The following is a 12,496-nucleotide window of genomic DNA, read 5'->3' on the forward strand; positions in this document are numbered from 1 at the left end:
CTCCTTTTTTGGCGTGCTCCTTTCTCACCACCACCCCCCCCCCCCCCCCCCCCCCCCCCCCCCTCCCCCCCCCCCCCCCCCCCCCCCCCCCCCCCCCCCCCGGGGTGCCAACGGACTAATTACGGCGTGGTGTCCGTGGAGAGAACACCGGCCTTCGCCGCCGTCAGGGCAGCCGTCGTGGCGCGCCGGGCGTCCGCCTCCGTCAGGGGTTCGCGGCTGATCATGAAGCGGTAGTAGAGGGGCGCGGAGACGGCGCGCAGGACCTCGAGCGGGTCGGTGCCGGCCGGGACCTCGCCGCGGTCGATCGCGCGCGTGACGGCCGGGGCCCATTCGGCGAGGCGGGTCGCGTAGAAGCCGTTCAGCGCCGTCGCGCACGCCTCGTCGCAGGCGGCGGCCGCGATGACGGCGCGGAAGACGGCCGACATCCGGGGGTCGGTCAGCGTCTTGAGCACGAGTCCGGCGTTGGCGGTCAGATCGCCTTCGAGGCTGCCCGTGTCGGAGGACGGCAGCGACTGGTCGGCCATGTCCCGCAGCAGATCCGCGATCAGGCCCACGGAGGAGCCCCACCGCCGGTAGACGGTCGTCTTGCCGACCCCCGCGTCCGCCGCGATCTGATCCATGTTCAGGGCGTGGAAGCCCTGGGTGGCGAGGGCTTCCTGGGTGGCTTCGAGTACAGCGGCACGGACCTTGGCGGTCCGTCCGCCGGGGCGGACGGTGCCGGGCGGGGTCGACTGATCGGCGTTCAAACGGGACTCCTGTTCCATTTAAGGCTCGGACTCTGCTACCGTCCTCTCATCTTAACGGAACGCGAAGCCCATTAGGGCGGAGAGTGGGGTGGGGTCATGACGGTCGTCGACACCGACACCGGCACCGGCGTACGGGAGGGGCGGCGGGGAGGGGCGGACGCCTCTCGCATGGACGGGCGCATGCGGCTGGTCCTCGTGGTGCTGCTCGTCGCCCAGTTCATGCTGGCCGTCGACTTCTCGATCCTGAACGTGGCGCTGCCGGTGATCGGCCGGGGCCTCGGCTTCTCTCTCGCGAACCTCCAGTGGATCGCCACCGCCTTCGCCCTCGCCGCCGCGGGCTTCACCCTCCTCTTCGGCCGGATCGCCGACATCGTCGGTCGCCGCAGGCTCTTCCTCGGAGGCATGGCACTCCTCGGGATCTCCTCCCTCGTCGGGGGGCTGGCCACCGGCCCGGAGATGCTGATGATCGCCCGCGTCGCCCAGGGCCTCGCCACCGCCGCCGTCACCCCTGCCGGGCTCTCCCTGCTCACCTCCTCCTTCCCCGAGGGGCCGCTGCGGGACAAGGCGCTGGGGCTCAACGGCGCGCTGATGTCGGCCGGCTTCACGACCGGCGCCGTTCTCGGCGGCGTCCTCACCGACCTGCTCTCCTGGCGGTGGGCCTTCTTCATCAACGTGCCGGTCGCCCTCGCCGTCGTCGTGGTGGCACCCGCCGTCATCAGGGAACACCGGCCGGCCGAGCGGCCCCGGCTCGACATCCCCGGCGCCGTCGCCGTCACCGGCGGGCTCCTCGCCCTCGTCTACGGCCTCACGGCCGCCGGTGAGCAGGGCTGGGGCGACCCCGTGGCCCTCGCCTCCCTCGCCGTCGGCGCGGCGCTGCTGGCCGCCTTCTGGTACGTCGAGCAGCGGGCCGCCTCGCCCCTGGTGCCCGTACGCATCCTCAAGCGCCGCACCGTCGTCTGGGGCAACCTCGCCGGGCTGATCGCCTTCGTCACCGAGACCTCGCTGGTCTTCCTGATGACGCTCTACCTCCAGCAGGTCCTCGGCTTCTCGCCGCTCGCCGCCGGTCTCTCCTTCGGCGTCCTCGGCGCGGGCACCATCCTGGGCGGGGTCTACGCGGCCCGGATCATCGGCCGGTACGGAAACCGCGCCGCGCTCGTCGCCGGAGGGCTCCTCCAGGCCGTCGCCACGGTGTCCCTCTACGCCCTGGGCGACGACCGCGGCTGGCTGTGGCTGCTGCTGGGCGCCACCTTCGCCGGCGGCATCGGCAACATGCTCGCCATCGTCGGCTTCATGGTCACCGCGACCTCGGGGCTGCCCGACTCCGAGCAGGGCATGGCCACCGGACTGGCCACCATGACGCAGCAGATCGGCATCACCATGGGCACGCCGATCATGAGCGCCGTCGTCGTCACCTCCGGCGCGGTCCTCGACGGCATCGGCCTCGCCGTCCTCGTCAACGCCGGTCTGGTCCTCGCCGGGGCGCTGCTCGCCGGCTTCTTCCTGCGGCCCCGCCGGTAGCGGGGCGGCAAGGAGAAGACGCGAAAGAAGCCGGGCCCCCCGCACACGGGGCCCGGCTTCCTCACGTCGCTACACGGGCCAGTAGGAACGCGCCCACGACCTCGGTCCCGGCCGGGGCCGCGTGCTGCGCGCGATCCGGTCCGGAGCCGACCACTCCTCGGGCACCGGCGGCGCGCCGGCCCCCGCCGACACGGACGCCGCTGCCCGCGCCTGAACCACCGCCAATGCGGCGGCCAGCTCCTCCGGCGTCGGATTTCCTCGTACGACCTTGATCACTACGGCTCCTTAGAGGGGAATGTTGCCGTGCTTCTTCGGGGGCAGACTTTCCCGCTTCGTACGCAGCTGACGCAGGCCCTTCACGACCTGCGCGCGCGTGTCGGACGGCAGGATCACCGCGTCGACGTAGCCGCGCTCGGCGGCCGTGTACGGGTTGAGGAGGGTGTCCTCGTACTCCTGGATCAGCCGCGCCCTGGTCGCCTCGGTCTCCTCGGGGCCGCCGGCCTCCGCGATGGTCCGCCGGTGCAGGATGTTCACCGCGCCCTGCGCGCCCATCACCGCGATCTGCGCGGTCGGCCACGCCAGGTTCAGGTCGGCGCCCAGGTGCTTGGAGCCCATGACGTCGTACGCGCCGCCGAACGCCTTGCGGGTGATCACCGTGATCAGCGGGACCGTCGCCTCGGCGTACGCGTAGATCAGCTTGGCGCCGCGCCGGATGATGCCGCCGTACTCCTGGTCGACGCCGGGCAGGAACCCGGGGACGTCCACGAAGGTCAGCACCGGGATGTTGAAGGCGTCGCAGGTGCGGACGAAACGCGCCGCCTTCTCGGACGCGTTGATGTCCAGGCAGCCGGCGAACTGCATCGGCTGGTTGGCGACGATGCCCACCGGGAAGCCCTCGACCCGGCCGAAGCCGGTGACGATGTTGGGGGCGAACAGCGCCTGGGTCTCGAGGAATTCACCCTCGTCGAGCACGTGCTCGATGACCGTGTGCATGTCGTACGGCTGGTTCGCGGAGTCGGGGATCAGCGTGTCCAGCTCGCGGTCCTCGTCGCTGACCGAGGTGTCCGCCTCCTCCGGGAAGGCCGGCGGCTCGGAGAGGTTGTTCGACGGCAGGTAGGAGAGAAGGGACTTGACGTACTCGATGGCGTCCTTCTCGTCACCCGACATGTGATGCGCCACACCAGAGGTGGTGTTGTGCGTCCGGGCGCCGCCCAGCTCCTCGAAGCCGACGTCCTCGCCCGTCACCGTCTTGATGACATCGGGTCCGGTGATGAACATGTGCGAGGTCTGGTCGACCATCACCGTGAAGTCGGTGATCGCCGGGGAGTAGACCGCGCCACCCGCGCACGGCCCGACGACCAGCGAGATCTGCGGGATGACACCCGACGCGTGGGTGTTGCGGCGGAAGATCTCGCCGTACATGCCGAGGGCCATGACGCCCTCCTGGATGCGGGCGCCGCCGGAGTCGTTGATCCCGACGACCGGGCAGCCGGTCTTCAGCGCGAAGTCCATCACCTTGATGATCTTCTGGCCGTAGACCTCGCCCAGCGCACCGCCGAAGACCGTGAAATCCTGCGAGAAAACGGCGACCGGGCGGCCGTCCACCGTGCCGTAGCCGGTGACGACGCCGTCTCCGTACGGGCGGTTCTTCTCCAGGCCGAAGTTGGTCGACCGGTGCCGGGCGAACTCGTCGAGCTCGACGAACGACCCCTCGTCGAGGAGCAGGTCGATCCGCTCGCGCGCGGTCAGCTTGCCCTTCGCGTGCTGCTTCTCGACGGCACGCTCGGAGCCGGCGTGCGTCGCCTCGTGGATACGGCGCTGCAGATCCGCGATCTTGCCCGCGGTCGTGTGAATGTCGATCTGTTGGGGCATTGCCGGCTCGGACATCGGGATGCGGCTCCCTGCCTGGTCACGGGGTTCGTTGGCTACTGACCCGTAGCGTATCGGCGTGGATACGGTTCGGCAGTGCGGTGTTTGCCACACCTAGGCTGGCTTGCATGACGCCACAGAATGCGCCCGAGAGCCGCTGGTCCGACCTCGACAGGCCGCCGTTGAACGCCTCCGCGCTGCGCCACGCGCTGGTGCGGCCGGACGGACTGTGGAGCTCCCTCGACGTCGTGACCTCGACCGGCTCCACCAATTCCGACCTCGCCGCCCGCGCCCAGGAGCTGCGCCCCGGGGCCGTCCTCGTCGCCGAGGAGCAGACCGAGGGGCGCGGCCGGCTCGACCGCAGCTGGACCGCGCCCGCCCGCTCGGGCCTCTTCGTCTCCGTCCTGCTGAAGCCGGACGCCCCGGTCGACCGCTGGGGATGGCTCCCCCTGCTCACCGGAGTGGCCGCCGCGACGGGCCTCGCGAAGGCCGCCGGCACCGACCTCTCCCTCAAGTGGCCGAACGACCTGCTGGTGAATGTCGGCGGCGAGGAACGCAAGGCCGGCGGCATCCTCGCCGAGCGGGTCGGCGCGGACTCCGTCGTCGTCGGCATGGGCATCAACGTCACCCTTCGGGAGGACGAACTCCCTGTCCCCGGCGCGGGCTCCCTGGCCCTCGCGAACGCCGTCTCCACCGACCGCGACACCCTGCTGCGGGCCGTCCTGCGCTCGCTCGAGCACTGGTACGAGGCGTGGAACGCGGTCGACGGCGACCCCGAGGCCTCCGGGCTCCAGGAGGCGTACGCGGCGGGCTGCGCGACCCTGGGCCGGGCCGTACGGGCCGAGCTGCCGGGCGAGCGGACCCTCGTCGGCGAGGCGGTCGCCCTCGACGGCGACGGACGTCTGGTGGTGGCGACCGAGGGCGGCGGCACGGAGGCGGTCGGCGCCGGCGACATCGTCCATCTGCGGACGGCGGAGGGCGCGGGGACGTGAGCTACGGCACACCTGCCGTATCGTGGACCGCGATCCAGCAACAGATCGGCAGGGCAGTGCGCAGGGAACGGGCAGGAGGCGGCCGGTGACCGTCGACGACACGAATTCGGGCGGGTCCGAGTACCCCACCCCCCACCATGTTGTCGACCACACGGCCGAGCCGAGCGACGACCCCTTGGCGATCCGCCTGGAGCAGCTCATCCTCGGCGCCGACCGCCGCTACACGCCGTTCCAGGCCGCCCGCACCGCCGGCGTCTCCATGGACCTGGCCTCGCGCTTCTGGCGGGCCATGGGCTTCGCCGACATCGGCCAGGCCAAGGCGCTCACCGAGGCGGACGTGCTCGCCCTGCGGCGCCTCGCCGGCCTCGTCGAGGCGGGGCTGCTGAGCGAGCCGATGGCGGTGCAGGTGGCGCGGTCCACCGGACAGACCACCGCCCGGCTGGCGGAATGGCAGATCGACTCCTTCCTGGAGGGGCTGACCGAGCCTCCGGAGCCGGGCATGACCCGCACCGAGGTCACCTATCCGCTGGTCGAGCTGCTCCTGCCCGAGCTGGAGGAGTTCCTCGTCTACGTGTGGCGGCGCCAGCTCGCCGCCGCGACCGGCCGGGTCGTGCAGGCCGCCGACGACGAGGAGATGGTCGACCGGCGTCTCGCCGTCGGCTTCGCCGACCTCGTCGGCTTCACCCGGCTCACCCGCCGCCTGGAGGAGGAGGAACTGGGCGAGCTGGTCGAGGCGTTCGAGACCACCTGCGCCGACCTGGTCGCCGCGCACGGCGGCCGGCTCATCAAGACCCTCGGCGACGAGGTCCTCTACGCGGCGGACGACGCGGGCACGGCGGCGGAGATCGCGCTGCGGCTCATCGAGACGCTCTCCCACGACGAGACGATGCCGGCCCTGCGGGTCGGCATCGCCTTCGGCACGGTCACGACCCGGATGGGCGATGTTTTCGGCACCACCGTGAACCTGGCGAGCAGGCTCACCTCGATAGCGCCCAAGGACGCGGTCCTGGTGGACGGGGCGCTGGCCGAGGAGCTGTCCCGTACGGGCGAGGCGCCGGTGTCGGAGGCGCAGGTCGCGGAGGAGGCGGCGCGCGCGGAGAAGGAGGGCGAGGAGCCTCCGTCGTACCGCTTCGCGCTCCAGCCGATGTGGCAGCGGCCGGTGCGTGGTCTGGGTGTCGTGGAGCCCTGGCTGCTGAAGCGGCGGGAGCCTAAGATCCCCGGATAACGCTCGTTAACCGAGCTCGTTCACCGGGAGGGTCTGAGTCATGTCGGAGCAGCGGTACGGAGAATTCGTCGTCGTCCGGCGCCATGGGGACGGCCATGTCGCGGAGCTGGTGCTCGACCGGCCCAAGGCGATGAACGCGGTCTCCTCCGAGATGGCCCGGTCGATCGGCACGGCGTGCGACGCGCTCGCCGCGGATTCCTCGGTACGGGTCACGGTGCTCACCTCGTCGAGCGAGCGTGCCTTCTGCGTCGGCGCGGACCTCAAGGAGCGCAACTCCTTCTCCGACGCGGAGTTGGTGCGCCAGCGGCCGACCGCGCGCGCCGCGTACACCGGCGTTCTGGAGCTGCCGATGCCGACCGTCGCGGCGGTCCACGGCTTCGCTCTGGGTGGCGGCTTCGAGCTGGCGCTCTCCTGCGATGTGATCGTGGCCGACGCCACGGCGGTCGTCGGACTCCCCGAGGTCTCGGTGGGCGTCATTCCGGGGGGCGGCGGTACGCAGCTGCTGCCGCGCCGGGTCGGTGCGGCCCGGGCGGCCGAGCTGGTCTTCACCGCGCGCCGGGTCGAGGCGGCCGAGGCGCGGGAGTTGGGTCTGGTGGACCAGCTGGCCGAGGACGCCCGGACGGCGGCCCTCGAACTGGCCGGCCGGATCGCGGCGAACTCGCCGGTGGGGCTGCGGGCGGCCAAGCGCGCCATGCGGCTGGGGCACGGGCTCGACCTGCGGGCCGGCCTGGAGGTCGAGGACGCGGCCTGGCGTTCGGTGGCCTTCTCCGGGGACCGCGCCGAGGGTGTGGCGGCGTTCAACGAGAAGCGGAAGCCGCAGTGGCCCGGCGAGTGAGAAGGGGCTGACGAGTAAAAACGGACAAAAGCTCCCTAAGCTAAGGGAATGGGAGAGGACGTCCGGCTGAGGGCCGTGGTGGCGCTGGCGCAGGCGACGGCGGCGGCGCACACCCCGCGAGAGTTCTGGCGGGCCGCGGCGCTCGGGGTCCGGGACGCGCTGGGCGGCAGTTTCGCGGCGCTCTCGGTGTGGGAGCGACAGCTCGGACGGCTCAAGGTGCTGGTCAACGCGGGCGAACGCGCGCCGGGGGAGGAGGAGTTTCCCGACTCCGAGACCTACCCGGTGCACCAGTTTCCGGAGATCACCGAGTTTCTGCACGAGCAGTGGGCGGGGGGCGGTGAGCCCGACGCGTGGGTGGAGACGGCGGAGGGCGATGTCACCGCCGGGGAGAACGGCTACAGCCATCACCGTGTCGCGGCCCTGCGCCGCCGGGGCCGCGGCTGCTGTGTCGTCGCGCCGATCGTGCTGCACGGGCGGGCGTGGGGCGAGCTCTATGTGGCCCGGAGGGCGGGCGAGCCGGTCTTCGACCGGAAGGACGCGGACTTCGCCACCGTCCTGGCGTCGGTGGTGGCGGCCGGGATCGCACAGGCCGAGCGGCTGGAGGAGGTCCGCAGGCTGGCCTTCACCGATCCGCTGACGGGCCTCGCGAACCGTCGGGCCGTCGACACCCGCCTCGACGAGGCGATCGAGCGCTACCGGGCCGACGGCTCGGTGGTCAGCCTCGTCGTGTGCGACCTCAACGGCCTGAAGCGGGTCAATGACACCCTCGGTCACGCGGTCGGCGACCGGCTGCTGGAACGGTTCGGTTCGGTCCTCTCCCGGTGCGGCGCGATGCTTCCGGGGGCTCTGTCGGCCCGGCTCGGCGGGGACGAGTTCTGTCTGCTGTCGGTGGGTCCGTCGTCCGACGAGGTGGTCCGAGTGGCGGACGAACTCTGCGTCAGAGCAGGGGAGTTGGAGCACGGCGAGGGCGTGGCGTGCGGGATCGCCTCGACGGGCGATCCCATCGGTCCGGTCCACTCGGCCCGCCGTCTGTTCCGCCTCGCGGACGCGGCCCAGTACCGCGCGAAGGCGGCCCGCTCCGCGAAGCCCGTCGTTGCGGGCCGCGACGGCGCGGTCATCCGGCTGGCGGACTCCCCGCCCCACCGTGACCGCCGGCGCACCTTCCGTGACGCGCCGCCGCCCCCGGAGATGTGAGCCGGAGCGGTCGTAAGGGTCCGTGGCGCGGAGCACTAGTGACACGTTGGGATTCAGTCCGTACGCTGCTGAATATGGATATGCACACAGTCGTGCTCGGGACGTCCGGCACCACCGCACAGGACGTCATCGCCGTCGCCCGCCACGGCGCCCGGATCGAGCTCTCGCGGGAGGCCGTCGACGCGCTCGCCGCCTCCCGGGCCATCGTCGACGCGCTCGCCGCCAAGCCCGAGCCGGTGTACGGCGTCTCGACCGGCTTCGGGGCGCTCGCCTCCCGGCACATCAGCCATGAGCTGCGCGCCCAGCTCCAGCGCAACATCGTCCGCTCGCACGCCGCCGGCATGGGGCCGCGCGTCGAGCGTGAGGTCGTCCGCGCGCTGATGTTCCTGCGGCTGAAGACCGTGGCGTCCGGCCACACCGGCGTCCGCCCCGCCGTCGCGCAGACCATGGCCGACGTCCTCAACGCCGGGATCACCCCCGTCGTCCACGAGTACGGCTCCCTCGGCTGCTCCGGCGACCTCGCGCCGCTCAGCCACTGCGCGCTGACCCTGATGGGCGAGGGCGACGCGGAGGGCCCCGACGGCACCCTGCGCCCCGCCGGTGAGCTCCTCGCCGAACACGGCATCGAGCCCGTCGAGCTCCGCGAGAAGGAGGGCCTCGCCCTCCTCAACGGCACCGACGGCATGCTCGGAATGCTGATCATGGCGCTGGCCGACCTGGAGAAGCTCTACAAGTCCGCCGACATCACCGCCGCCCTCACCCTGGAGGCGCTCCTCGGCACCGAGAAGGTCCTGCGGCCCGAGCTGCACGCCATCCGCCCCCACCCCGGCCAGGGCGCGTCCGCCGCCAACATGCTCGCCGTGCTGGAGGGCTCCGGTCTCACCGGCCACTTCCAGGAGGAAGAGGCCCCGCGCGTCCAGGACGCGTACTCCGTGCGCTGCGCCCCGCAGGTCGCCGGCGCCGGCCGCGACACCATGGCCCACGCCCGCCTCGTGGCCGACCGCGAGCTGGCCTCCGCCGTCGACAACCCCGTCGTGCTGCCCGACGGCCGCGTCGAGTCCAACGGCAACTTCCACGGCGCCCCGGTCGCCTACGTCCTCGACTTCCTGGCCATCGCCGCCGCCGACCTCGGCTCCATCGCCGAGCGCCGCACCGACCGGCTGCTCGACAAGAACCGCAGCCACGGCCTGCCGCCCTTCCTCGCGGACGACGCCGGCGTCGACTCGGGCCTGATGATCGCCCAGTACACCCAGGCCGCCCTGGTCAGCGAGATGAAGCGGCTCGCCGTCCCGGCCTCCGCCGACTCCATCCCGTCCTCGGCGATGCAGGAGGACCACGTCTCCATGGGCTGGTCCGCCGCCCGCAAGCTGCGCACGACGATCGGCAACCTCAACCGGATCATCGCCGTGGAGCTGTACGCCGCCACCCGCGCCGTCGAGCTGCGCCGCGGGCTGACCCCCGCGCCGGCCACCAAGGCCGCCATCGCGGCGCTCCGCGCGGCCGGCGTTCAGGGCCCCGGCCCGGACCGCTTCCTCGCCCCCGACCTGGAGGCCGCCGACGCCTTCGTCCGGGAAGGGAAGCTGCTCGACGCCGTCGAGCCGGTGACCGGCCCGCTGGCCTGACGCCACGCGAAGACGCGTCCGACACCCTCTGGACGCGCCCCACGCACGAAGGGCCGCCCGCGACACGCGGGCGGCCCTTTCGCGTACGGCTCTCAGCTCTGTCGTCCGGCCCGGCGCATGGCCAGCGTCACGAACCCGGCCCCTACGCCCAGGAACGCCGTCCCGCCGATCAGATACGGAGTCGTGTCCACGTTTCCGGTCTCGGCCAGTCTCAGGCCCTCCACCTGCGCCTCGGCCACCGTTCGCGGCTGTCGCTCACGCTGGGCCTCGTCCGTGGCGTTGGCCGAGGGGACGAACCACAGCGCGCAGAGCAGCGTTCCGGCGGCGGTGGCGGTCAGCAGCGGTCGGCGTGCGGACACAGAATTCGATCCCCTTTGCGGCAACCGGGAATTGGCGTGTCCGCCGATGCTAATGAACACAGCGGGTCGCAGGAAAGTCGCGACCGGAGCGAGAACTACGCTCCGTCGTATGAGCACTTCTGAGACATCACGTTATGTACGACTTCGGGTGGAAGTGGTACTGGAGATCGACGACACCGAAGCACTCACCGAAGCCGCCCTCGGCCGCATCGGCGACGACGAGTACATGCCGGACGACGAACGCGCGCACGCCCGGTCCGCCGTACGCGAGGACGAGGCGGAGGCTCTCGCCTATCTCGTGGAGCCGTTCGACCTCGTCAGCGAGGTGCCCGGCGTCGAGCTCGTTCAGGCGTCGTGGAGCAGCGAGCAGATCGAGTACGACCCCGATGCGCAGGAGTGGGACCTGGACGAGGAAGATGGTGAGACGGACGACACCACCGACGCCGACACCGGCGACGACGGCGGCCCCCACGACGGCGACGGCGAAACCGGCGGCGGCCTCGGGCGGCCCTAGTGCACCGCGCTGACCTGCGCCGGGGCCCCGGGACGCCACCGTCTTGATCGGCGGGGTCCCGGGCCCCCTCCCTCCGGCCACCGTGCGTTACCGGCCCCTTACACCGGGAACCGCCGCCTCGGGTGGTGCGTCGGTCAGTGTTGTTCCCCACATCCGGGACACATGAGGAACCACTCGGGTTGTTATGGGTGTTGTAGGAAGAGTTGGCAGGGAATCGGCGATCATGGAGAAGCGTGTGATGACGGACAGCAAGCGGCGCAGGGCCCTCACGGTCGCGTCCGCACTGCTCGGCGGAGTGCTGGTGCTCTCGGCCTGTGGTGACGGCGACAAGGGCGGCAGCAGCGCCGAAGGCTCGAAGAAGTCACAGGCGCAGATAGACAAGGCCGCCGCGCAGGAGACCTCGAAGGCCCGAATAGTCATCACGCCGAAGAACGGCGCCGACAACACGGGCATCAACAACGACGTCAAGGTCACCGTCACCGAGGGCACGCTGACCCAGGTGACCCTGACCGACGCCGAGGGCAAGTCCGTCAAGGGCGAGATGGCCGCTGACGGCACCAGCTGGAAGCCGAGCGAGCAGCTCGCGCGGGCCACGAGCTACAAGATCGCTGCCACCGCGAAGGACACCGAGGGCCGCGAGGCCCACGAGAACTCCTCCTTCGCCACCGTCTCCAAGGCCAACAGCTTCATCGGGAACTACACCCCCGAGGGCGGCTCCACCGTCGGCGTCGGCATGCCGGTCTCGATCAACTTCAACAAGGTGATCACCGACAAGAAGGCCGTGCAGTCCGCCATCTCGGTCACCTCCAGCAGCGGTCAGGAGGTCGTCGGCCACTGGTTCGGCCAGCAGCGCCTGGACTTCCGCCCCGACCAGTACTGGGTCGAGGGGTCCACGGTCACGCTGAAGCTGAACCTGGACGGCGTCGAGGGCGCCAAGGGCGTCTTCGGTGTCCAGCAGAAGACGGTCACCTTCAAGATCGGCCGCAACCAGGTCTCCACCGTCGACGTCGCCACCAAGACCATGACGGTCACCCAGGACGGCAAGACGATCAAGACCATCCCGATCTCCGCCGGCTCCCCGGAGAACCCGACGTACAACGGTCAGATGGTGATCTCCGAGAAGTTCAAGGAGACCCGGATGAACGGCGCCACCGTCGGCTTCACGGACGACGACGGCAAGGGCGAGTACGACATCAAGGACGTCCCGCACGCCATGCGGCTCTCCACCTCCGGCACGTTCATCCACGGCAACTACTGGGGCCCGGACTCGATCTTCGGCAGCGCCAACACCAGCCACGGCTGCGTGGGCCTGAACGACGTCAAGGGCGCCGGCGACCCGAACCAGATGGCCGCCTGGCTGTTCGACAACTCGATCGTCGGCGACGTCGTGATCGTCAAGAACTCCAAGGACGCCACGATCAAGCCGGACAACGGCCTCAACGGCTGGAACCTCGACTGGGCACAGTGGAAGGCCGGTTCGGCCGTCTGAGGCCTCGGTTCCCACTGATCTGACACGCGCGGCGGGGGGGGGGGGGGGGGGGGGGGGGGGGGGGGGGGGGGGGGGGGGGGGGGGGGGGGGGGGGGGGGGGAGGAGGAGGGGGGGGGGGAGAGAGGGAGAGAAG

General features: G+C 71.4%; 12 protein-coding genes. 8 read left to right on the forward strand and 4 right to left on the reverse strand.

Annotated elements, in window-relative coordinates; genetic code table 11:
• Nucleotides 1-119: 119 nt before the first annotated feature.
• Nucleotides 120-746, reverse strand: coding sequence for a TetR/AcrR family transcriptional regulator (locus ACZ5VC_RS06270; RefSeq protein ID WP_469118957.1), 627 nt, complete (start codon nucleotides 744-746; stop codon nucleotides 120-122).
• A gap of 168 nt (nucleotides 747-914) precedes the next feature.
• On the opposite strand from ACZ5VC_RS06270, the gene ACZ5VC_RS06275 reads away from it, so the two are divergent.
• Nucleotides 915-2,264: an MFS transporter gene (locus ACZ5VC_RS06275; protein ID WP_469119575.1), complete on the forward strand. Its 1,350-nt coding sequence runs from the start codon at nucleotides 915-917 to the stop codon at nucleotides 2,262-2,264.
• A gap of 69 nt (nucleotides 2,265-2,333) precedes the next feature.
• Here ACZ5VC_RS06275 and ACZ5VC_RS06280 read toward each other — a convergent pair whose 3' ends face one another.
• Nucleotides 2,334-2,540 carry an acyl-CoA carboxylase epsilon subunit gene (locus ACZ5VC_RS06280; RefSeq protein ID WP_469118958.1) on the reverse strand — a complete coding sequence of 69 codons (207 nt, stop codon included), beginning with the start codon at nucleotides 2,538-2,540 and terminating at the stop codon, nucleotides 2,334-2,336.
• Between the two features lie 9 nt (nucleotides 2,541-2,549).
• A complete protein-coding gene (locus ACZ5VC_RS06285; protein WP_469118959.1) occupies nucleotides 2,550-4,151 on the reverse strand; it encodes an acyl-CoA carboxylase subunit beta in 1,602 nt (533 codons plus the stop codon).
• A gap of 110 nt (nucleotides 4,152-4,261) precedes the next feature.
• Here ACZ5VC_RS06285 and ACZ5VC_RS06290 point away from each other — a divergent pair, with 110 nt between their 5' ends.
• The 5 genes from ACZ5VC_RS06290 to hutH all read left to right on the forward strand — a co-directional run bounded on the left by ACZ5VC_RS06290 (nucleotide 4,262) and on the right by hutH (nucleotide 10,001).
• Entirely contained in the window at nucleotides 4,262-5,125 is an 864-nt protein-coding gene (locus tag ACZ5VC_RS06290; protein ID WP_469118960.1) for a biotin--[acetyl-CoA-carboxylase] ligase, read from the forward strand.
• An 85-nt stretch (nucleotides 5,126-5,210) separates the two neighbouring features.
• Nucleotides 5,211-6,350 carry an adenylate/guanylate cyclase domain-containing protein gene (locus ACZ5VC_RS06295; RefSeq protein WP_469118961.1) on the forward strand — a complete coding sequence of 380 codons (1,140 nt, stop codon included), beginning with the start codon at nucleotides 5,211-5,213 and terminating at the stop codon, nucleotides 6,348-6,350.
• 40 nt (nucleotides 6,351-6,390) lie between these two features.
• Complete coding sequence (locus ACZ5VC_RS06300; protein ID WP_469118962.1) at nucleotides 6,391-7,185, forward strand: enoyl-CoA hydratase/isomerase family protein; 795 nt, start codon at nucleotides 6,391-6,393, stop codon at nucleotides 7,183-7,185.
• Nucleotides 7,186-7,233: 48 nt separating this feature from the next.
• Entirely contained in the window at nucleotides 7,234-8,379 is a 1,146-nt protein-coding gene (locus ACZ5VC_RS06305; RefSeq protein ID WP_469118963.1) for a GGDEF domain-containing protein, read from the forward strand.
• 80 nt (nucleotides 8,380-8,459) lie between these two features.
• Nucleotides 8,460-10,001: a histidine ammonia-lyase gene (gene hutH / locus ACZ5VC_RS06310; protein WP_469119576.1), complete on the forward strand. Its 1,542-nt coding sequence runs from the start codon at nucleotides 8,460-8,462 to the stop codon at nucleotides 9,999-10,001.
• Nucleotides 10,002-10,093: 92 nt separating this feature from the next.
• Here hutH and ACZ5VC_RS06315 read toward each other — a convergent pair whose 3' ends face one another.
• Complete coding sequence (locus tag ACZ5VC_RS06315) at nucleotides 10,094-10,360, reverse strand: hypothetical protein (RefSeq protein ID WP_469118964.1); 267 nt, start codon at nucleotides 10,358-10,360, stop codon at nucleotides 10,094-10,096.
• A gap of 109 nt (nucleotides 10,361-10,469) precedes the next feature.
• On the opposite strand from ACZ5VC_RS06315, the gene ACZ5VC_RS06320 reads away from it, so the two are divergent.
• Entirely contained in the window at nucleotides 10,470-10,874 is a 405-nt protein-coding gene (locus tag ACZ5VC_RS06320; RefSeq protein ID WP_469118965.1) for a hypothetical protein, read from the forward strand.
• A gap of 223 nt (nucleotides 10,875-11,097) precedes the next feature.
• On the forward strand, nucleotides 11,098-12,363 hold the full coding sequence (locus ACZ5VC_RS06325; RefSeq protein WP_469118966.1) for a L,D-transpeptidase: 1,266 nt from the start codon (nucleotides 11,098-11,100) through the stop codon (nucleotides 12,361-12,363).
• The last annotated feature ends 133 nt before the right edge of the window (nucleotides 12,364-12,496 follow it).

The sequence above is a fragment of the Streptomyces sp. NPDC033174 genome, assembly GCF_055577795.1.